This is a genomic window from Serratia sp. Je.1.23.a (genome assembly GCF_051129805.1).
Lineage (GTDB): Bacteria > Pseudomonadota > Gammaproteobacteria > Enterobacterales > Enterobacteriaceae > Serratia > Serratia liquefaciens.
In genome coordinates this window covers 121,222-142,221 of sequence record NZ_JBCPSR010000001.1, presented here as the reverse complement: position 1 = coordinate 142,221, position 21,000 = coordinate 121,222, and the positions used below count along the sequence as shown (strand labels likewise).

The 21,000-nt window shown below is 55.3% G+C and carries 22 protein-coding genes; 5 read left to right on the top strand and 17 right to left on the bottom strand.

Annotated elements, in window-relative coordinates; translation table 11 throughout:
- Window positions 1-54: 54 nt before the first annotated feature.
- Window positions 55-966 carry a recombination-associated protein RdgC gene (rdgC, locus tag AAZT04_RS00730; protein ID WP_129982441.1) on the top strand — a complete coding sequence of 304 codons (912 nt, stop codon included), beginning with the start codon at window positions 55-57 and terminating at the stop codon, window positions 964-966.
- A 191-nt stretch (window positions 967-1,157) separates the two neighbouring features.
- On the opposite strand, the gene ppnP is transcribed toward rdgC, so the two are convergent.
- The 7 genes from ppnP to AAZT04_RS00695 form a co-directional block, all read right to left on the bottom strand.
- Window positions 1,158-1,448, bottom strand: coding sequence for a pyrimidine/purine nucleoside phosphorylase (ppnP, locus tag AAZT04_RS00725; protein WP_020825434.1), 291 nt, complete (start codon window positions 1,446-1,448; stop codon window positions 1,158-1,160).
- A gap of 211 nt (window positions 1,449-1,659) precedes the next feature.
- Entirely contained in the window at window positions 1,660-2,337 is a 678-nt protein-coding gene (locus tag AAZT04_RS00720; protein WP_349526071.1) for an AroM family protein, read from the bottom strand.
- A 4-nt stretch (window positions 2,338-2,341) separates the two neighbouring features.
- Window positions 2,342-3,271, bottom strand: coding sequence for a DUF1177 domain-containing protein (locus tag AAZT04_RS00715; RefSeq protein WP_434678669.1), 930 nt, complete (start codon window positions 3,269-3,271; stop codon window positions 2,342-2,344).
- 31 nt (window positions 3,272-3,302) lie between these two features.
- Window positions 3,303-4,868 carry an OPT/YSL family transporter gene (locus tag AAZT04_RS00710; RefSeq protein ID WP_217330872.1) on the bottom strand — a complete coding sequence of 522 codons (1,566 nt, stop codon included), beginning with the start codon at window positions 4,866-4,868 and terminating at the stop codon, window positions 3,303-3,305.
- 199 nt (window positions 4,869-5,067) lie between these two features.
- Window positions 5,068-5,841 (bottom strand): IclR family transcriptional regulator, encoded by a 774-nt coding sequence (locus AAZT04_RS00705; RefSeq protein ID WP_129982444.1) that lies wholly within the window; start codon window positions 5,839-5,841, stop codon window positions 5,068-5,070.
- 601 nt (window positions 5,842-6,442) lie between these two features.
- The gene (locus AAZT04_RS00700) at window positions 6,443-6,643 is read right to left on the bottom strand and encodes a YaiA family protein (protein ID WP_020825429.1); all 201 of its coding nucleotides are present in this window, start codon (window positions 6,641-6,643) and stop codon (window positions 6,443-6,445) included.
- 46 nt (window positions 6,644-6,689) lie between these two features.
- Entirely contained in the window at window positions 6,690-7,094 is a 405-nt protein-coding gene (locus AAZT04_RS00695; protein ID WP_197820108.1) for a nuclear transport factor 2 family protein, read from the bottom strand.
- A 101-nt stretch (window positions 7,095-7,195) separates the two neighbouring features.
- Between AAZT04_RS00695 and AAZT04_RS00690 the strand changes: the two genes are divergently transcribed.
- Window positions 7,196-7,954, top strand: coding sequence for a helix-turn-helix domain-containing protein (locus tag AAZT04_RS00690; protein ID WP_232103162.1), 759 nt, complete (start codon window positions 7,196-7,198; stop codon window positions 7,952-7,954).
- Here AAZT04_RS00690 and AAZT04_RS00685 read toward each other — a convergent pair.
- The 6 genes from AAZT04_RS00685 to AAZT04_RS00660 all read right to left on the bottom strand — a co-directional run bounded on the left by AAZT04_RS00685 (window position 7,911) and on the right by AAZT04_RS00660 (window position 14,287).
- Window positions 7,911-8,498, bottom strand: coding sequence for a TetR/AcrR family transcriptional regulator (locus tag AAZT04_RS00685; protein WP_128864401.1), 588 nt, complete (start codon window positions 8,496-8,498; stop codon window positions 7,911-7,913). The genes AAZT04_RS00690 and AAZT04_RS00685 overlap by 44 nt on opposite strands.
- A gap of 82 nt (window positions 8,499-8,580) precedes the next feature.
- On the bottom strand, window positions 8,581-9,627 hold the full coding sequence (locus AAZT04_RS00680; RefSeq protein WP_048759653.1) for an aldo/keto reductase: 1,047 nt from the start codon (window positions 9,625-9,627) through the stop codon (window positions 8,581-8,583).
- A gap of 173 nt (window positions 9,628-9,800) precedes the next feature.
- Window positions 9,801-10,325, bottom strand: a complete 525-nt coding sequence (gene aroL, locus AAZT04_RS00675; RefSeq protein ID WP_434678664.1) for a shikimate kinase AroL — start codon at window positions 10,323-10,325, stop codon at window positions 9,801-9,803.
- Between the two features lie 115 nt (window positions 10,326-10,440).
- Window positions 10,441-10,959 (bottom strand): GNAT family N-acetyltransferase, encoded by a 519-nt coding sequence (locus AAZT04_RS00670; protein ID WP_434678663.1) that lies wholly within the window; start codon window positions 10,957-10,959, stop codon window positions 10,441-10,443.
- Between the two features lie 90 nt (window positions 10,960-11,049).
- Window positions 11,050-13,179, bottom strand: a complete 2,130-nt coding sequence (locus tag AAZT04_RS00665) for a TonB-dependent siderophore receptor (protein WP_434678661.1) — start codon at window positions 13,177-13,179, stop codon at window positions 11,050-11,052.
- The gene (locus tag AAZT04_RS00660; protein WP_434678659.1) at window positions 13,172-14,287 is read right to left on the bottom strand and encodes an ABC transporter substrate-binding protein; all 1,116 of its coding nucleotides are present in this window, start codon (window positions 14,285-14,287) and stop codon (window positions 13,172-13,174) included. The genes AAZT04_RS00665 and AAZT04_RS00660 overlap by 8 nt, the downstream gene beginning before the upstream one ends.
- 216 nt (window positions 14,288-14,503) lie before the next feature.
- On the opposite strand from AAZT04_RS00660, the gene AAZT04_RS00655 reads away from it, so the two are divergent.
- Complete coding sequence (locus AAZT04_RS00655) at window positions 14,504-14,968, top strand: GNAT family N-acetyltransferase (RefSeq protein WP_020825420.1); 465 nt, start codon at window positions 14,504-14,506, stop codon at window positions 14,966-14,968.
- Here AAZT04_RS00655 and AAZT04_RS00650 read toward each other — a convergent pair.
- Together AAZT04_RS00650 and AAZT04_RS00645 are read right to left on the bottom strand one after the other, a co-directional pair.
- Window positions 14,965-15,522, bottom strand: coding sequence for a class I SAM-dependent methyltransferase (locus tag AAZT04_RS00650; protein WP_020825419.1), 558 nt, complete (start codon window positions 15,520-15,522; stop codon window positions 14,965-14,967). The genes AAZT04_RS00655 and AAZT04_RS00650 overlap by 4 nt on opposite strands.
- Window positions 15,523-15,762: 240 nt before the next feature.
- Window positions 15,763-16,047 carry a DUF1471 domain-containing protein gene (locus AAZT04_RS00645; protein WP_020825418.1) on the bottom strand — a complete coding sequence of 95 codons (285 nt, stop codon included), beginning with the start codon at window positions 16,045-16,047 and terminating at the stop codon, window positions 15,763-15,765.
- A gap of 307 nt (window positions 16,048-16,354) precedes the next feature.
- Between AAZT04_RS00645 and AAZT04_RS00640 the strand changes: the two genes are divergently transcribed.
- Window positions 16,355-17,629: a low temperature requirement protein A gene (locus AAZT04_RS00640; protein ID WP_434678656.1), complete on the top strand. Its 1,275-nt coding sequence runs from the start codon at window positions 16,355-16,357 to the stop codon at window positions 17,627-17,629.
- On the opposite strand, the gene AAZT04_RS00635 is transcribed toward AAZT04_RS00640, so the two are convergent.
- Window positions 17,586-18,950, bottom strand: coding sequence for an esterase-like activity of phytase family protein (locus AAZT04_RS00635; protein ID WP_116691200.1), 1,365 nt, complete (start codon window positions 18,948-18,950; stop codon window positions 17,586-17,588). The genes AAZT04_RS00640 and AAZT04_RS00635 overlap by 44 nt on opposite strands.
- A 447-nt stretch (window positions 18,951-19,397) precedes the next feature.
- Between AAZT04_RS00635 and aqpZ the strand changes: the two genes are divergently transcribed.
- On the top strand, window positions 19,398-20,093 hold the full coding sequence (gene aqpZ / locus AAZT04_RS00630; protein WP_041414261.1) for an aquaporin Z: 696 nt from the start codon (window positions 19,398-19,400) through the stop codon (window positions 20,091-20,093).
- A gap of 114 nt (window positions 20,094-20,207) precedes the next feature.
- Here the strand turns inward: aqpZ and AAZT04_RS00625 are convergent, their stop codons facing one another.
- Window positions 20,208-20,978: a class I SAM-dependent methyltransferase gene (locus tag AAZT04_RS00625; protein ID WP_434678654.1), complete on the bottom strand. Its 771-nt coding sequence runs from the start codon at window positions 20,976-20,978 to the stop codon at window positions 20,208-20,210.
- Between the last annotated feature and the right edge of the window lie 22 nt (window positions 20,979-21,000).

The window sequence follows — 21,000 nt, the reverse complement described above, 5'->3', positions numbered from 1 at the left end:
CCCTGCTTTTGATGAATAAGCGTGCCAGGTGCACGCCCAGCCAGGGATAACATTATGCTGTGGTTTAAGAATTTGATGGTTTACCGTTTGAGCCGCGAAGTTGCGCTAAACGCGGATGAAATGGAAAAACAGCTCAGCGCTTTTGCTTTCACCCCGTGCGGCAGCCAGGACATGGCGAAAACCGGCTGGGTCTCCCCGATGGGCTCCCACAGCGACGCATTGACGCATGCGGTTAACGGCCAGATCGTCATCTGCGCACGTAAGGAAGAAAAAATCCTGCCGTCGCCGGTCATCAAGCAAGAGCTGCAGGCCAAAATTGAACGCCTCGAAGGCGAGCAGCACCGTAAACTGAAGAAAACCGAAAAAGACGCGCTGAAAGACGAAGTGCTGCACAGCCTGCTGCCGCGCGCCTTTAGCCGTTTTAACCAAACCTTTATGTGGATCGACACCGTTAACGATCTGATCATGGTTGACGCCGCCAGCGCCAAGCGCGCGGAAGATACCCTGGCGCTGCTGCGCAAAAGCCTGGGCTCTCTGCCGGTAGTGCCATTGACCATGGAAAGCCCGATCGAGCTGACGCTGACCGAATGGGTGCGTTCAGGTGAACTGCCGGCCGGCTTTATTATTCAGGACGAGGCGGAACTGAAAGCGGTTCTGGAAGACGGCGGCGTGATCCGCTGCAAGAAGCAGAACCTGATCAGCGATGAAATTGCGGTACATATTGAAGCCGGCAAACTGGTAACCAAGCTGGCAGTGGACTGGCAAGAGCGCATTCAGCTGGTGCTGGCGGATGACGGCTCGTTGAAGCGTCTGAAGTTCGCCGATACGCTGCGTGAGCAGAATGACGATATCGATCGTGACGACTTCGCCCAGCGTTTTGATGCCGATTTCATCCTGATGACCAGCGAATTGGCGGCGTTAATCAAAAACACCATCGAAGCTCTGGGTGGCGAAGCCCAGCGTTAAGTACACAAAGGCGCAAATCGCTGCGCCTTTGTTCCACATGAGTAGCTTCGCAACACAGATAGCATACCCAAATTAATTGGAGCTGCAGCTAGGCGGCAAGTGCGGGAATCCCCAGGAGCTTACTCAAGTAAGTGACTGGGGTGAGCGCATGCAGCCAACAACGCAGCAGCTTCAAGTAAGAAGGGTATGAATTACTTGCTCAAATAACGACACAGATAAGCGGTTGCATCAGCAACCTGCAGGTTGAACTCACTGTGGCCCGGTACGAAGAACTTCTCACCCGGCATAAACACCTGCCAGTCCGGCGAGCCCGGCAGCAGGACTTTCAACGCCCCGGTAATCACGGTCATTTCTTCCGGCTGGGCGGTGGTGAAGGTGTACTCACCCTCTTCCATCACACCGACGCTGGTAAGGCCGATGCTGCTACTATCGAAACCGATAGACTTCACTTTTCCGGCAAAATACTCGTTCACTTTCAGCATAGACTGGCACCCGCGTAATCAACTTTATGGGAAATCCATATTGGGGGATTGTGGTTGATCTGTCACTGGTTTTTCACGCGAAATGCGATCGCGACGCAGAGTAAAATTCTGCCGGGCAATGGCTCCTCAGCCTGCCACTCTGGATCCGCTGATAAAAACGCGCCAGACAGCCGCTGTCATTCGCCAGGATAAGGATTTATTCTATATTAAATCAGTTAATTAGCTCAGCCGCCAACTTGGCGACCAGCACGTTGGACAGCAGCACCGGTATTTCAAGCCGCGCCTGCAGGAAATCGCGATGCTGGCGGTGATAGCCGATGCAATCCAGCACAACCACCTGCGCCCCTTGTCGCTGCAACTCACTTGCTGCCCGTTCCAGCACCGCGTCGTCCGCCAGATAGGGACTGGCCACGGCGAAACAGGGCGGCGTCGCCAGCCGTTGCCATTTGCCTGCTTGCTGGCTGATTTGCTCCGCTACCGGCACCACAATGCCGACCCGATGCTGGCTGACAATGGCGGAAATCAGCGGCGGAATAATGCGATCCGGCTCCAGCAACAGCGCGCGTTCGGCGTGCAGTCGGCCAAATTCTCCGGTGCATAGCAGCAGGATCACTTCACAGCCCTCGGTTTCCAGCTCACGGATTTTCTGCTGCAACCCCTTTTCGACCCGCGAGGCGCCCAGCCTCACCTGCGTACCGTCCAACAAGCGTGAAACCAGCACCTTCTCACCGGCCATGGCAGCGTAGCCTTGGTCAATCTGGCCGAAGCTCAGTCCATCCAACAGCCCGACATGCCTCACCTGAGCCGCGGGCAGAAAGGCCGACAGCAGCGGCATGATGTCGTTACGCGGCGCCTGGCCGATAGTCAGCGTGGCAAATGAGGCATTCATCCGGTTATTTCCTTTTTTGCAGGTGGCTGAGGCTGCCGTACAACGCCAGCAACTGCGCGTACTCATCGGCCTGGTAAAACTGGCAAGTACCGCGCCCGAACTCTTTCGCCACTTCCACCGCGAACTTCACGGTCAGCGCAATATCCACTTCATGGCTGGCACCGGTACCGCAGCCCGGCACCACCGACTCGGTACAGATCGCTACGCCAACCACCGGCGCAGAAGTCGCGGTGGAAGGTTGCAGGATGCTGTTCAGGTGATGCACCCCATTGCCGTACGGCATAATGTCCTGCGTGGTGATCGGGAACGTCACCGCCGGACGACCGCTGGTCATCTCCATAATCCGCAGCAAGTCTTCCGCCACCCGCAGGATGTAGCCTTCTTTCACCGTCGGCGACAGCGCGTAACCTTTGTGATTGATGATGCGGTTGCCTTTGGTAGTGTCGATAGACAAGATTGCATCGGCTTCCGCCACCACTTCATTGTCGTTCATCGTCACGTCGTCGATCGGCGAATCCATAAAATCGACCGGATCGTGCGGGCGGGTTGGCGCGTCAGGGCAAATATGGGTGGTGATAATGACATCCCCCGGCAACACGTCCCCTTTGCGCTGCATTTCTGCCAGCTTCAACGCGCTGGCAATCGCGGCAATTGCCCCGTCGCCGTCGGACACCAAACCGATGCGCGTAGGCCGCGCACCGATACCGCCCAACCGGCCGACAATGCCCAGGGTTGGCGCATCCCCACCCTGGTTTTTACCGGCGCTGCCGGGGATATCGATGCGCACGAAATCGGTGGCGCCTTTCGGTCCGCTGGCACGCAACGTACTGGTCCGGATGCCGGGATAAGACGCAAACAGATCGACGACGTCCTGACCGCTCACGTAGGCATTATCTATTAATTCAAAAACCTGCAGCGTTTGTTGCAAACTCATAATCGGCTGACCTCACAATTTAACCGGGGGGTTATTTCCCTTTGCTGGAAAAAATCGAATTGAAAAAGTTGTACAACGCGTCACCGGCAATAAAACCGGCCGCCATGATCTCCATCGGCGTGCGGCCCTTGTCGCCCCAGCGACGGATAATCAGGATGCGCAGCGCAATGCCAAGGAGCACCGCCCACCCCGCCAACGCGTTGTTGATCAGCAGGCCCGTAGCTAACAGCACGCCGAGCTGGCGTTTGGGCCCGCCAATCAGCTGCACGATGGCCCCGGGAATGGCCCAGATCAGCAAGCTGAAGGCAATGCCCGGCTGCGCGCCCGCCTCGATGGTTTTGGCGTACACCCGCGCTACCGGTGGGATCAGGTCCTGCAGGAAGTAGCTGCTGTAAGCGAAGTACACCACCGGGATGGCAATAACAAAGGCGATCAAGGCGGCAAACAGTTGAATGCGACGCCCCAACAGCTCCTGCTGCAAATCTTTGCCGTAGCCGCGCAGAATAAAGCCGGCTTTCAGATCAAACCCCATGTCGGCAAACGCCGGGCCAGTGGCGGCGGTAAACCCGGTCAGCACGCACAGTGCCACCGGCGGAAAACCAATCAAAATGCCGATGATCAGGGTGATCAGCGCCACCGCAAAGGCCGGGAACCAGCCAGAGTGCATGGCGGCGATACCGACGATCAACTCATGCACAAAGGCGGCGAACGCGGCATAAATCACAAACAACACCAGCATGGTCAGCGACATCTCGCTATACAGCCCGCCGGCCAACGCCAGCATTGCAGCGATGACGATATAGCCAACGGCTCCCAGTCCCAGCGCCTTGCTGACTTCGCTATCTGCCTGGCTGTAACCGGCGGCGTCGACGTTTTTGCTACGGATCACCTGCACCACCTGGATCAACGCCACCAATCCGGCGCCAACCATTACCCCATGAGGAATAAAATGCGCATTGATGTCGAAACCCGCCATAGGTTCTGCGTAGGCGCGCAGCAGCAGGCCGACGCCAAACATCCCCAAAGCCCAAATATTGCCGATAAATGCGGTACCGAAGGCCGCCATCGGGATTTTAAGCATCGACCCGGCGATCCCCACCGCCACGCCCACCACCAGCAACCAGGCCTGTTTGCCCCCCCGATCGCCGGCCTTGATGGCTTCCGCCGCCGCAACGCCTGGCGGCCAGGCGTTGGCGGCAGGAAAGATTTTGGTGTCAAACATGCGATACAGCAGGTAGGCGTCAAGCAACATTGCCACGGCCACACCGCAAAACATCGGCAGGATCAGCTGCGGCTGCCCCATCACATAAGGCACGGCAATGGGCATCAGCAATGAATTGGCAGCGCCAAAGGTGGCGGAGGAAATCACCGTTTGCGCCAGGTTTTGCGTATGTACCGATCGATAACGCTGGAACATTTGCAGCGGAATGCGCGCCAATAGCATCGCGAACAGCGCCCCGATGATCGACGTATTGGGGGTCACGCCCAACGTAGTGATTAGCTGCACACCGATGATCGCCCCAACGATGGACAGAATCACCATCACCAGCAGCGTACCGATATCTTTCAACGGATTTATGGTGGTATTGGATTTCATAGAGTCAATTTCCCTGAATATTCGCTGGCGCATGGCAAAGGTCATTTTTCGGCGTCAGGCTGCCGTCGTAGTTCCGGTATTTGGAACTACGATTTGAATTAATAATTTTTTGACCCGTAACCTTAAGTGAAATAACTAACGAATTCCCTGGTGTTGGCTTTCATTAATTACTCCGTGCTAGCAGAACTATTTCGATGCGTTATTTGATCTGTTGCCAATAATCATCACCGAACTTTTCCGCTAATTGCCGAGATACCGTCATCAACGCTTCTAATACGGCAGGAGAAAACGGTTGTTCGTCCGCTTGGGTGGCAAAGGATAAACAGAGCCCCACCGTCTCATTGCGGTGTTTATTGGTCACCGCCGTCGCCAGCGAACTGATCCCCTGCAAGGTTTCGTTACGCGCCAGGGACCAACCCTGCCGTCGAATTTGCGCCAGCTTGCTCAACAACGCATCCGGCGATTGCGGGGCATTGGGCGAAGCCACACGGTAACCCGCGGCATAGCGCGCAATAGCCTGTTCATCGCTAGCACGCGCTAAAATTGCCCTGCCCACCGACGTTTCCGCCGCCGGTGAACGGCTGCCCGCCGGCGTCACTACCTGGAGGAAGTGACGGCCCGGGAACATGCGCATCACCATGATCTCCTGCCCCTCGAGCACCGAAACATAACCCGTGCAGCAAGTCAGTTGACTGAGCTGCACCATGCTGGCCGCCACGCTGTCCACCAGCGGCGTCGACAAATAATGGCTGGAAACCGATAACAGCAAGCGACCGATTTTATACAGCTTGCTGTCGGGATCGCGCTCCAGCATGCCCTGTGTTTCCATGGTCTGCAGCAGGCGCGATACGGTACTTTTCGGCAGCGCCAGTTGGTTCACCACATCGCTGAATGAAATACCGGGTTGCCCGTGCATCATTCGTTGTTGTGAAAATAACTTTAATACCGCTGCGGCATTTTCCAGGGTTGTCATGGCACGCCTAGTTCCACTATATGGAACTTAGTTCCTGTTCGATAATTAGAAACTAAAACTCGCACAACTTATCGTCAAGCAGTTTATTTTTTACGCCGTGGAAAATTAAAGAGAATGATGCTTTTGAAAATAAAATAGCGGACAGATCGCCAAAGTCATGAGGGAAATTAATTTGCACATCTACTTAAGCTGGGGGAAATATCAGCACAAGCTGCTGAAAACGCCATTCACCTGAGCAAACAAAATACGCTTTGCCGCCCCAGAATCAGAAGCGAGCGTTATGCAGACTGAAATCGATCGGCACAATTAACTCCACCACACCGTTATAGAAAGTGTCGCCCGGCAGCGTAGGCAAAACGAAACGCGTCTTTGGGATAACGTTTAAGGCGGTTGAGACGACTACGCCTGCTGCAACAACATCAGCATATGGCGTTGAAACAACGCCTGTAACTCGGAATTGGACATCTCTTTTCCCAGAAGTGAAACACCCAATGAGCGCGATAAAAATCACACAAATGATGATCAATAAAAGACTGGAAAACAGAGGCTATAGCGGTAAAAACAAGAAACCGGCTTTACGCCGGTTTCTGAGGGATAACGATTAGTCTTCCAACGCAGGGTCCTCATAGCGGTGCTTGGCATCCAACGCTTCCTGCTCGGTTGCATGCTCGCTGAGCAGCGTGTTGGGTTCTATATCGTCGGTGCGTACCTCGAAACGGTGCATATGCAAGCTGGGATCGCCCCGGTCAACGGCGACCACTCGGGCGGTTCTCGGATAGCCTGGTCGGTTATTTTCGCGCATGTTGATCTCCCGTGTGATTCCACAGGATTAAGTATAGCAGCGCGATTTATACCGACATGCGTGACCCCAGATCGCGATCGGCGTGATCGCCTTCCAGCAGTTGCGTCAGTTCATCGCAGGCGCAGATTTTGCCGTCACGTACGGTGAAATGCGCCAGTAGCTTAACCAGACTAAGGCTGCCATCGCGCTTTTCCACCCGCACCCTATGATGCGTCAACACCGAATCGTCCTGCCCGGCAATGGCGACCATCTCCAGCGTCATGCTGCGAGTCAACTGCTTGAGCAACGCCATATGTTGCACAAACTGCATGTAGTCCAGCGTCTTGCCGTCCACCTGTTGACGGTAATCCGCACTGAAAAGCTCAGCGATCAGCGTCGGCTGATGTTGCGGGGCGGCGACAACCTTTTGCAAGGCATCGAGCACCACGGCTGTGGGGGTTTTCGGGGTCATGGTCGATCTCCAGAATTGAATGACGCGGAGATCATAAAACGAACAGAGCATGACATAATAACCACACTCGGACTTTTTATACTGCAAATCGGCCAACCATTATGATCCTGCAGAGCCAGCGACTTTGGCATGAGAAAAAACACCTGACGCCCTGGCACCAGCATGCCAGCGGACAGATCTACCTGTTGACCCATGGCATGATGGCGTTGGAAACCCGGGAGCGCCAATGGGCAATGACCGCCGGCAGCATCGGCTGGCTGCCACCCAACTGTGCGCACCAGGCACTGGCATGCGGCAACGTCATCGGCTGGAGTCTGTATCTGCCGGAGTCCTACTGTGCGACGCTGCCGGCGCAACCGCATCTGAGCCCTGCCTCCGCATTGATTCAGGCGTTAATGGAACGTATTGCTCCTTTTGCCGGACAAGAGCTGGATCCGGCGCAACAACGCCTATTGCGGGTCTTGTTGGATGAGATTTCTGTGGAAGAGAGCGTACCGCTGCAATTACCGCTACCGCAGGACGCCAGGCTATTGAAAATCGCCCGAGCCCTGCTGAATGAACCCGCCAGCGCGCGTACCCAGAGTGAATGGGCCACCTGGGCCGGGGTGAGCGTGCGCACCCTCAGCCGCCGTTTTATCAGCGAAACCGGTGTGACCTTTGCCCGTTGGCGCCAGCAAGCACGGGTGATTCGCTCGCTGGAGCCGCTGTCGCGTGGTGAATCGGTCGGTCGCATCGCCGGCGAATACGGTTATGACAATGTCAGCGCCTATATTGCCGCCTTCCGTCAGCGTTTTGGCACCACGCCGGGGCTGTATTTTAGTCGGCCTCAGCCGGTAACAGCGCCTGACGCGTCGCGTTAAGAAACTGTTCTGACAGCGCATCACCCTGCGTTGCCCTTGCCAACGTCAGTGCCCCCACCAGCATCGCCATCTGCACCAGCGCCTGCTGTTGTCGTTGGGGTTGTTGTTCATCTGGCGAAAGCGACTCCAGCCGCGCCAACATGGCTTTCACACCGCTCAGGTAAGCCTGATGCACGGGTTTATCCGCCTCTTCGCGCGCCACGTCACCGGCCAGAGCGGCAACCATGCAGCCTTCGCCCGGGCAGTCGCGGTGCCTGACGTTCAGATAAGCGTCAACCAGAGTCTGTAAATTGTGCTGGTCGGGCTGACGGCTGGCGGTTTCCCAGCGCTGAGCGGATTCCTCTACCGCCCTGCGGCTGGCCACCGCCGCCAGTTCGTCCTTGGAAGCAAAATGGCCATAGAAGCCACCGTGCGTCAGCCCCACGGCCGCCATCAGATCGTTAACGCTGACGCCATTCAGGCCGCGTTCGCGAAAAAGCTGTGAAGACACCTGCTCAATCGCCTCGCGATTGCGCTCCATCTGCTGCTTTGAAACCCGTGCCATGGCGTTTTCTCCTTATCAATCAGGCATCATCTTAGGCTATCCACCGACAGCGCTCAATAGATGATGCCTTTCATCCAAAGAGTCAGGCGCGCGGGGTGCGCGGCGCGGCAAAGCGGGAACTGTCACCGCCCTGCGCACGCGCCAGCGTGTCAGCAATCTGCCGGTGAGGCGTGCCCGGTTCAATCGCGCTGACCCGATCCAGACGCGCCATCTGCTGCTCGTCCAACGTCAAATCAAGCGCCGCCAGCGTATCCTCTAACTGGTCCAGCGTGCGCGAACCCAGAATAGGGATCAGACTGGTGCTGGAATGCGCAGCCCTGTTGCGCAGCCAGGCGATAGCAACGTGGGTCGGCAGGGCCTGGTGTTCTTGCGCAATCGCCAGCACTTCATCCAGCAACGCGGTGTCTTTTTCGCGATGCACCAGGCGCCCTAATTCACTCAATCGACCAGCATCGCTATGGCGATACTTCCCGGTCAACAAACCACCGCCTAGCGGCGACCACAGGGTGGCGGCCATCCCCAGCGCTTCGGCCATCGGCAGCAATTCACGTTCTGCGGTCCGCTCTACCAGGCTGTATTCCACCTGTATACCTGCAATGCGCGCCCAGCCACGCAATTCTGCCAGCGTATCTGCACGGGCAATGCGCCAGGCTGGGAAGTTGGACAACCCGGCATATTGGATCTTGCCGGCGCGGATCAGATCGTCAAAGCTGCGAACGATCTCTTCAAGCGGCGTCAGGTTGTCGGAAAAATGCGCCCACAGCAGATCGATACGATCGGTTTTCAGCCGCTTCAGGCTGTTCTCTACCGAGGCAATCATGTTTTTGCGGCTGTTGCCGGTATAGGCAATACCCGCGTCCGGCGCAGCACCCAAGGTGTATTTAGTGGCGACCACGAAACGGTCGCGTTCGGCGGCGATGAAATCCCCTACCATCTGTTCTGACTGGCCGAATTGGTAAGTATCAGCCGTGTCGATAAAGTTGCCGCCGGCGTCGACATAACGATCGAAAACCTGTTTGGCCTGTTCTTTTTCCGAACCGTAGCCCCAGCCGGTGCCAAAGTTGCCGGTTCCTAATGCCAGTTCAGAAACGCGCAGGCCGGTATTGCGGCCAAAGGTGGTGTATTTCATGGTAAAACCTCACGATTACGTTGCATTTATCAAAATAGATGATGGTCATCATTATTTTATATATGTCACTCATCATTTATAAAAGCAAGCGCAATCTGCGGCGAAGGCAAAAACCAAGGGAAGATACGAAGAGATCGGGCACGCAGCGCGGTGCCCGAAAATGTCAGAGGGGATTACTTTACCGTTTCCAATTGCAGTACGGCGAGGATCTTTTCAACCACCTGCTGTGGGTTACCGGTGCCGTCCATCACGTAGTGCGCGGTCTCCTGATACAAGGCCTCGCGTGCGGCCAGCACTTCCAGCATCTCCTCAGCGATCGGACGACCGGTCAACGTGGGGCGTTGCGCGTCTTGCGGGTACTCTTCCAGCCGCTGCGCCAACACCTCGGCCGGTGAGCGCAGATAAATGACGGTGCCGTGCTTACGCATAAATTGACGGTTCTCTTCCGCCAGGATCGCCCCGCCGCCGGTGGCAACTACAGTTGACGGTTGGGTGACGATTTGCAGAGCAATGCTTTCACGGCGGCGAAATCCCAGCCAGCCTTCATTTGCGACCATTTCCGCCACGCTCATTTGCGTGGTCTGTTGCATAAACAGATCGGTATCGGTGAATTGATAGCCCAGCGCCAACGCCAGTGCACTGCCCACCGTGGTTTTACCGGCGCCGCGCGCGCCCACCATGAAAATGGTTTGTGTCATTACGGGTTGTCCCTTATACGGTGACTTGAATGCGTTAGCACGCCAGAATCCAGCGTGCAGATCGTGCGATGGCGTAGTTGCTGCATCATACCGCCATCAGCCTGTATTTCAATATTTACGATAGTGTAAATTCCATGGCACAGCGGCTGCCTGCGGCAAAACCCTGCGCCACCTCTTCCGCCAACCTTGCCCTCAACGACGAGCTGAGCCGTTCGGCGGCTATCGGACTAAACCCCAGACGCCGGTAATAAGGCGCATTCCAGGGCACGTCAATAAAAGTGGTTAGCGTCAGGCGCTGCGCGCCCGATAACGCGGCCTGTGCCGCAACCTCAACGAGCAGGTGGCGCCCGATGCCCTGACGTTGCCAGTTGGCAGCCACAGACAGTTCGGCGATATGCCAATCCTGCTGTTGCGGCACTACGGCGATAAAGCCGACAACCTCCCCCGCCGCACCTTCCGCCAGCCATTCATTCTGTCGCTGAATAAAATCAGCATGCTGCTCTGCGCTCATCACCGGACCTTCAGCGATAAAACGCCAGGCCGGTTGTTGATGGAACAGCTGCGCCGCCGAGCGCTCAACGGCTATCAGTTGAGCGATATCCTGCGGCTGCGCCAAACGGATTTGCAGGCTCATCGGGTTCTCCTTAACAACGGGGCCGGCTATTTAACCAGATTTCCCCGACGGCAGATACCTGCTCGCCGGGACGTATTCCTGTACGAAAAATCAGAAGTCGACACTGGCGCGCAGCACCACTTCTCGCGGTTCCCCTACCGCCACGCGCAAATTGCCGCCGCTGGAAGGGTAATAGGTTTTGTCGAACAGATTCTTCACGTTCAATTGCCACTTCACCCGATAACCCTGCACCGGCATGGTGTAAGCGGCGAAGGCATCGGCAACGGTGTAATTATCAAGACTGAAACTGTTGGCAGCGTCGCCTGGACGACGGCCAACATAACGCGCCCCTGCGCCAATGCGTACGTTGTCGCCGCTATACAGCCCTGGGGAACCCAGATCCTGCGTCAGGAACAGCGAGGCGGTATGGCGCGCCACGTTGGTCATCTCCTTACCCTTGTTGTCCGGGTCATCTACCACCCGCGCATCGGTGTATGCGTAAGATCCGATCATGCTTAACGAATCAGTGATGTTGCCGGCAACATCCAATTCCACGCCCTGCGAGCGTACGCGTCCGGCGGTTCGGGTGACGGTTTCACCACCCACCAGTTCGCTGACCATCACGTTACGTTTGGTGATGTCGAACAACGCCAGGGTCCCGGTAACGCCGTTGGGCAATTCGACCTTGCTGCCGACTTCCCAGGCCTTACCCTGTTCCGGCGGCAATGAGCCAATCTGGCTGGCAATGGACGAGTTTGGCTTGAAAGACTCGGTGTAACTGCTGTACAGCGACACATAGGGCGTCAGTTTGTAGACCACCCCGGCGCGCGGCACCAATTTGCCGTCGGAGCTGTCGGTGTTGGTGACAAACGGCCGCCCTTTACCGGCAAAAACGTCAAAAGCGTCATAACGCAGCCCGCCCATCACCAACCATTTATCGGTCAATTGAACGGAATCCTGCATAAACCAGCCGTAGCTGGTGAGGTTTTCACGCTGATCGCTGTCTTTGGCACTGACGGCGTTCGAGGTTGGCATCAGGCCATACACCGGATCATAGATATTGAAATCGCTGTTCTTCTTGCCACGGATCATATCGCCGCGGTAGGTACGGTTATCTTCAAAATCAAAGCCAAACAGCATCTGGTGGTTGATGCTGCCCCAGTCAACGTCACCGTTGAGCGACAGCTGTACCGCGTTGGCATGGCTGACAGCATGGGCGGTGGAGTCGGCCTGGCGCGACAGCACGCCGGTTTCAGGATCCAAAGCCAGCGCGCGCGCCTGATTGTCACTGTAACTGTTACGGCTATAGGCGTAGGTCAGAGAGCTTTTCCAGCTTTCATTCAGCACCTGATCAACCTGCAGGGTGACGCTGTCCTGATCGCCCCGCGTGGCGTTATAACTTTCGTCGAAGCGGCGGTCGCGCGGCGTATTTACCGGTTTGCCGGTGCGCGAATCAATGATGGTGCCGCGGTCAAACGGCACCAGATATTCCATATGTTCGTAGGCAACGCGTACCGTGGTGCTCTCGCCGTACCACATCAGCGACGGCGCAATCACCGTTTGGCGGTTACGGCCAAAGTTACGCCAGTAATCGGTTTCATCGTGATCGACAATCATCCGGTAGGCGAACCCGGAGGTGCCAAGCGGACCGGTGACGTCCAACTGACCACCGCCGCCCTTGAAGCTGCTGCCCCAGCCTTCCACATGGGTGCGCTGCTGCAGCTGCGGCTTTTTGGTGATCATGTTGATCATCCCGCCCGGTTCCCCCATGCCGTAAAGCATCGAAGCTGGGCCTTTCAGCACCTCAACCCGCTCAGTGGTCGGGGTAAAATTACGCGCCTGCACCGAACGCACGCCGTCACGCAAAATGGAGCCGTCGCGGTTATCACCAAAACCGCGCTTCATCACCGCGTCCTGGGTACCGCCCAAGGTGTTCGCCTGGGTAATGCCACTGACGTTATACAGCGCTTCATCCAGGCTGCTGACCGCCTGATCGGTAATCACCTGCTGCGGCACCACGTCGATTGCCTGCGGCACGTTCAGCAGGCTGGTCTCGGTTCGGGTGCCGGTCACACTGGTCAGCGGCTGATAACTTTGCACGCCCTTCGCAGAGGCCTGGCCGACCACCACCAGCGTTTCCCCTGGTTCTTTTTCGGCGGTTTTGTCGGCGCCGATCGCCGGAGCAGAAGCACAGGCCGCCAGAGGCAGTGCGCACCACCAGCCGCGCTGGGTATTATTCATTTTGTAACTGACTCCAATAGGTCCCTGAAAAAGGTAACGGCAAAAATTGTTGATAGAGTTGCTTAAAGGTCTGTTGCGGGTTGATGTCAGCAAACAGATCCGGGTAAAACGCTTTGGCGAACATTTCGACCGCCACGACGTGGTACGGGCTGAGATAGAAGTTGTGCCAGATACTCCAGGCCTGATGATTTTTTATCGCTTTCAGGTTGGCGAGCATCGGCTGTTTTTGCATGATCTGACGGAAGCTTTCATCCGCTTCCTGCTGGGTAACCAGCGGCCCCAGACGCAAATCGGAAAAGCGCTTACCCTGTGGACCGGCCATGCCGGTGGCAATGTAAATATCAGGATTGGCGGTCAGAATGGTTTCGGGGTTCAGTTCGCCATAAACCCCTTTGATACTGGCGCTGGCGATATTGTCGCCGCCGGCAAAGGTCAGCAGATCGCCGAGATTGCCATGAGCCGCGGTGGTGCAGCAGGTTTCACGCCGCCCGAGGTGCAAATGCAGCATGACCTTGGGCTTTGGCCCCCGATAGCCAGCCAGGCGCTGCTGGATCACCGCCATATGCTGCTGGTAGAAGTCGATAAACTGCTCCGCACGCTGCTGACGGTTAAGCACCTCACCCAGCAGTCGAACGCTGGGTACGGTGTTATGCAGCAAGCCGACCCGTAAATCGACGTAGATAACGGCAATACCCGCCTTACTCAGCGCCGTTAGCAGCAAATCGCTGTCGCCCTCCTCCTTCGCATAGCGGGCAAGGATCACCAGATCCGGTTTCAACTGGATCAGATTTTCAATGTTAACCTGGCGGAAGTTGCCCTTGCTGATAGAGGGTATGGCTTTGATCTGAGGAAATTTCTGCGTATACAGCTGCCAGCTTTGCGCATCGAAACGCGCCATGTCTTCCGGCCAGCCGACAATTCGTTGCGCAGGATTACCCGGCTCCAGCAACGCCAGGGTATACAACATGCGGCTTTCGCCAACCACGATGCGCTGCGGATTATCCGGCACCTCAACCTGGCGACCAGTGATGTCGGTGACCATTTTCGCCTGAACGTTAAAAACGCCAAGCAGCAAGGAAAACAGCAGTAACATGAGGGAATTGCGCATGGGTAAGCCGGATCGGTAAAATATGCGCGCATGATAATCACTCTCATTAACACTTTCAATCACAACGCTTGGCGGATCGGTTAAATCCGCTGAATCACGCTATTTCGGCGCTGATACGTGAAAAATCGCTGTAAATGCCGTTTTATAAAGTTAAAAAATCGGTCGATAATGCGATCTGTGGCAAGCCAGATTGCAGATAATTCAGGAGGTACCGAGATGACCCAACGTATTATTCCATTGGCGGAGTGCCCACAGTTCAGCGACGTTTGCGCCGCATGGGCGTTTGGTCAATGGGGTTCGCAACGCGGCGGTTCACTGGAACGCACGCGCCAACGCTTTGCCCAGTGCGCGCAGCCGAGCGAAGATTACACCACCCTGCTGGCGATCGAGGACGAACGCCCGCTGGGCATGGCCAGCCTGTGGCCGAGCGACGATCATCATCGGATGGACCTTTCTCCCTGGCTGGCCGGCGTATTCGTCCACCCGGATCACCGTCGCCAGGGAATTGCGCAGCGGCTTGAGGCAGCCATCGTGTTGTTGGCACGCCAGCGCAATCACCCCGTATTGCACCTGATCACTGATAAATCCGAGGCGCTGTATGCGGGTTGGGGCTGGCAGACCATCGAACGCCGACGGCAATATGATGGCGAAGTGGTGGTGATGGAAAAAAAGCTAGGCTAACGCGGCGTGCAAATGTAAACCAACGCCGGCGGGAAGTTGCGCACCACCCGCAGCCGCTTCCAGTGAAAATAGCGGGACAGCAGCTTTTCCGACAGGTGGCTGTACTGAAACAGCACCAAGGTTCCGTTGCGCGCGAGCAAACGCTGCTGGGCCTGCTGCAAAATACGCATGCTGATTTTTAGCGGGATCGACAGCAACGGCAGGCAAGAGAACACCACGTCATAATCGCCGGCCATCTCTTCAGCCGAGCGATCCATCACTTGCAGGCGACGATCGTCAATTTTCCGCAGTTGATGAACAAAATGAGATTGGATTTCAAAGGCCTCGAGCGAAGCATCTGCACGCATCCGGCCTAATATCCGTTTGGTCAGCACGCCGTCCGCCGCGCCCAGTTCGGCGATCGACAGCGCCCCGGTCCATTCAACCTGATTCAACATCGCCTGACATAGCCAGGGGGAAGAAGGTGCCAGCGTACCAATGGTGCGCGGCGAAGCCATAAACTGCTGGAGGTAGGAAAAGTGGTTTTTCAGTTGCAGCCGTGTCGCGTTTAACATTGGGGCCTCCTTAGGTTGAGTAGTCACCAATCTGACCCCAATTCCTTAAGTATTCATTAACATGTTTCCTAAAACCGCCGACACAGTTGTAATAAAATGCAACCGAGCGCAGATAAAAAAAAGGTGCAGAAATCATCATCGGGTAATCAAGCAATTGCATTACCGGTCAGATTATTATCCACACCCGTTTATTTTATCGGCCACCTGTTACAGTGGCCGAATTTTATTTACTGCAGACGATTAACGATATATTTCTGCATTACCGCGCCAGTTGCTGGAATCCCCCGGGGTGTCCAGCCCGATAATACGAATGCTGCTGGCGCCGTCCGCCTGAGCTTTTTCTTTCAGTGCGTGAACCGCATCGCCCGGAGAACCGCTAACGCCGGAAACCGACACTACGCCAAGGGATTGCATACCGCTGGCCTGCTCTGTATTGATCTGTTTTACCGATGACAGCGGCGCTGCAAAGGAAGAGAATGAAGCGGCTGCCAAAAGAACTGCTGCGATGCCAGGTAATAGTTTCATAATGAACTCCAGATATTTTTGTTTATTTTCTCGTATCAGTGGAGTTAATTATCTACCAGGCAATGAAAGCAGACGTAATCCAATGTAAAGAACATCAATCATTGTGATGAAAATAAGGAGGAAGTACGTGCAGGTATGTCTCTGGCAGGACAAAGTGGGTCTATACCGTCACTCTACCCCTGACAGATGACAATTTAAAGTCCGTTTGGACAGGGAATATAAAAACCGCCTCTTTTAAGATTCTTCTCCCCGCAACCACGACTGAACTACGCTATTTCTGAAGGTTATCATTATGGAAGGACTCCCTATGTCGCAAACCTTACTGCGTGTTCGTGATGGTCATGGTGCTTCGGTTTCGTTTTCGGAACTGCTGTTCGATCTGATTTACGTTTTTGCCGTTACCCAACTTTCCCACTACCTGCTGCACCATCTGACGCTGACCGGCGCGGTGGAAACGCTGCTGCTGTGGTTCGCCGTTTGGCTGGCCTGGCAGTACACCGCCTGGGTCACCAACTGGTTTAACCCGGATACCCGTCCTATCCGTATTCTGCTGTTTGGCATCATGTTGTTGGGCCTGTTCGCTTCTTCTGCTCTGCCACAGGCCTTTGGCGAACGCGGGCTGACTTTTGCGCTGTTTTACGTGGCGATCCAGGTGGGCCGATCGTGCGTGGTGCTGAACCTGCTGCCCGTCGACCATCCACTGAAACAAAACTTCCGCCGTATTCTTGGCTGGATGTGTATTTCAGCGGTGTTCTGGATCCTTGGCGGCCTGGCGGAAGGTCATAACCGACTGGTGCTGTGGGCCCTGGCCGTATTGTGCGAATACGTTTCGCCGATGTTCGGTTTCCGCTTACCGGTGCTGGGTCGCTCCGACAGCAGCAGCGAATGGACTATCGAAGGCCATCATCTGGCAGAACGCTGCCAACTATTCGTGATCGTAGCGTTGGGGGAAACCATTCTGATTACCGGTTCGACCCTTAGCGAAATGGAGTCCTGGAGCGCACCGGTGCTGATTGCCTCACTGGTCGCGTTTCTCGGCAGCCTGGCGATGTGGTGGGTCTATTTTGATACCAGCAGCAAAGCCGGCAGCCATGCTATCAGCCAGGCGGAAAACCCCGGCCAGTTGGGCGCTAACTTCCATTACGTACACGTGGTGCTGGTTGGCGCGATCATCGTCTGCGCCGTTGCGAATGAACTGGTGATCGCCCACCCCGACGGCCATATCGACAATGTGACGGCAGCAGTGCTGCTGCTGGGCCCGGCGATTTACCTGCTCGCCAACGCACTTTACAAGCGGTTGGTGTATCGTCGGTTCCCGCTTTCGCACCTGGTGGGATTGATCGCTTTGGCGGTATTGGCGCCGATAGCCTACCTCACCGATTTACTGATGGTGAATGGCCTGACCACGCTGATTATGGTGGCCGTCGCGGTGTGGGAGAGTATTTCACGCGCAGAACGCCGCAGGCCGGCGGCGTTCACTGATAAACCAGAAAACAGGGGGCAGTGCGCTATTGAGACGTCGCCCCCTGTTGCCTTATTTACTTCAGCGGTTGCGGTAGCGTCAGCACCCACAGCTCGCTAAGCGATTCCGGTTTCTCCAGCGGTTGCAGCTCGATACGGGTGGATACCGCTTTGCCGTCCAGGCTCAGGCTGCCCTGTTTATCCAGCTGATAATCGCCGATTTTCTTGGCCTTGGGCTGTGCGTCCACCAGCTTGGCCTGCAGGCCAAAATCGTTATCGTTAATCACCGCCAGGGTGCGATCGTCAATTAGCGACAGGCCCTCTACCTTCTCCTGTTGCCAACCCAATTTACGCAGATCCACCACTTCACGTTTCTGCGCCAGCTTCACGCCGCGCTTGGCGAGGTCTTTGGCATCGTCAAACTCCAGCGCCTTGCCTTGGCCGTCAAAAGCCGTCAGATCGCTCGCCTGGCTGAGATCGACCAGATAGATCTTATTGATCATCTGCTTGTCTTTGTCGCTGCCCTGCTCAACCAGCAGGATATGTTGGTTGTCCACCGCCACGATGTCACCCACCTTGGCATCTTTGGCTTTTTTATAGCTGTCGATATCGATCGGATAGCCGTACATGGCCGTTTTGCCGCTGGCCGGATCAAAACTGACCAACCGCGTAAACTGCGCCTTGTTTTTACTCTTGCCGTCGACGTCGAGCGTACTCTGCACCGCAGCCAGAATACGGCCATCCGGCAAACGAGTGATCCCTTCGAAGCCCCGGTTCGGCTGGCGCCACTTGATGATATTCGGTAACCCGCTGGCCACCGCTTGCTCCCCCTGCTCCGGGGTCGGGCCGTATTTGGCGAGGATCTTGCCCTGATTGTCGATATGGATCAGGAATGGACCATATTCATCACACAGCCAATAGCCGCCTTTACCGTCCGGCGTGATACCTTCGGTATCCAGCCCACGTCGATCGCTTTCCAACGTTTTCAGCGTGTCGCTCAGCGCTACTTCATTGGTTGAACCAATCAACCCCGCCGGTAGCGGTAATCCGCTGATAGGGCCTTGCTGGTCATGCAGCGGACGCAAGTTGCTGGCGACCGCCTTGCCGTCGCCAACACGAATATCCATCAGCAACGGCACAAACTGCGGATTAGCGAAGATTTTCGCTTCCTGATCGCCTACCGCAGGCGCGTCGGCATTCGGGCCGCGATCGGTCAACGTCGTTAACAGCAAGTCCTTACCCTCACGCCCATTGAATACCAGGCCCGATCCGATACCCACCGGTAATCCTTGCGGGAAATTCTTGGCGAATGCTCCCTGATAACTCACATGCTCGCCCCCCGGAAAACTGACAATATAACGCGCCACTTCAACGTCGGTGGCAGCATAAGAAAACAGGGGGAACAACGCGCTGATTAACAGCGAAACTGATTTTATTTTCATGATGTTGGCTCAGTGTTATGGGGGTAGAGTTGGCAGCTTGCTAAGGTATTAGTCTTACATGACAGCCTGATGACAAACGGACCTAATGCTATGAATTGCAGCAATAATTAAATATGGCAAATAGGAATTAGCAATTAACGCAGACAATTCGAATGGAAAAAACAGATAGAAAATCAAATTTAACCATAGCTATTTTCCGCTAAAAATACCTATACCACCTAAGCTTAGGGTAAATTCTTATAACAGCGATAAAAAAAACAGCAAACGCACGAAAAACCTAAGAATAGGGATGAAGTCGCATAGACAAAATTAATTCCCGGGGATTTAATACCCGCTGTTACTCAAGGTGCATTAAGAAATTACTTATAGAAACCTGCATTAATTTAAAAAGGTGTTCTATAGTTTTTAGTGCTAACGCCCGTTAGTATTTTCCGTGGGATGGAATCTATGTCAAAGCGACTTTTTGCCGAATTTTTTGGCACATTTTGGTTGGTGTTCGGTGGTTGTGGTAGCGCAGTATTAGCAGCTGCATTCCCACAACTGGGTATTGGTTTTCTTGGTGTCGCACTCGCTTTTGGTCTGACTGTAGTCACTATGGCTTATGCCGTTGGCCATATTTCTGGCGGGCACTTTAACCCGGCCGTTACCGTAGGTTTATTTGCCGGTGGTCGCTTCGCCGCGAAAGACGTTATTCCCTACGTGATTGCTCAAGTGATTGGCGGGATTGCTGCAGCGGCGGTGTTGTATTTGATCGCCAGCGGCAAAGCAGGTTTTGATCCTACCGGCGGCGGCTTTGCTTCCAACGGTTACGGTGAACATTCACCGGGCGGTTATTCTCTGCAATCCGCGATTGTTATTGAATTGGTATTGACCGCATTCTTCCTGATCGTTATTCATGGTGTGACAGATAAACGTGCACCGGCAGGATTTGCTCCGCTGGCCATTGGTTTGACATTAACGCTGATCCACCTGATCAGTATTCCGGTAACCAATACTTCTGTTAACCCGGCACGCAGTACCGGTGTTGCAATATTCCAGGGAACCTGGGCATTGCAACAGCTTTGGGTATTCTGGCTGGTGCCATTAGTCGGTGGTGCTATCGGCGGCCTGATTTATCGCTGCCTGTTGGAAGACAAGAAGTAATTTATACCCGGTAATGTTCTGTCAGGGCAGCCGCTATATCCAATGGACTTCCGGTTATCGCTAATCACGCGGTAATCGTAAAGATAAAGGGTATATAGGCTGCCCTGAAATTATTTATCCTCTGACCGCCTCAAACATCATAATATCGCTGGTGAATGAGCCGTCCGGCTGAATGGCAAAATGCTGCAGCACCTCTTCAGAAACCCCCTTTTGCAACGCTCGGATCGCGGTAACGAAATGCTCCGGCGTACGCATACGCGCGACCCAACTGCTGAATTCCAGGTATAACCTGTCCGACGTCACTTCCCGTACCAGCAGCCCTGATTCAGTCAGTAACCCCAACCATTCGCCCGGCGCATAATTGCGGACATGCGAAGTGTCGCGCAGCACCTCAACGGTTTGCAGATAGATATCCAGCAGCGGATGCCCCGGTGAGACCACATCCATAAAGATCGCTCTGCCGCCCGGTTTCAACACCCGGCGCACTTCGCGCAGCGCCTGGCCGACATCATGCCAATGGTGGGCCGAATAACGGCTAATCACCAGATCGAAGCTGGCATCCTCAAACGGCAGTGATTCCGCGACGCCCTGCTGCACCTGAATATTATTGAAACCTTTCTCTACCGCGGCCTGGCTCACTACCGCCAGCATTTGCGCCGACAAATCGTAGGCCACAACCTGGGCCACTTTCGCTGCGGCGCTAAAGCTGGCATGCCCGGCCCCACACCCCAGATCCAGCAGCCTGGCATCGGGATAAGGCTCCAGCAACTGAGACAGTCGCTGCAGATCCTTCCCCTGTGCATGAACTGCGCTGGTCAGATAGGCGCTGGCCTGCTCACCAAATTGACGGTCGACCGCATTTTTATGGCTGTTGCTGTTGCTCATATGTGCTTCCTTTTTTGTCTGG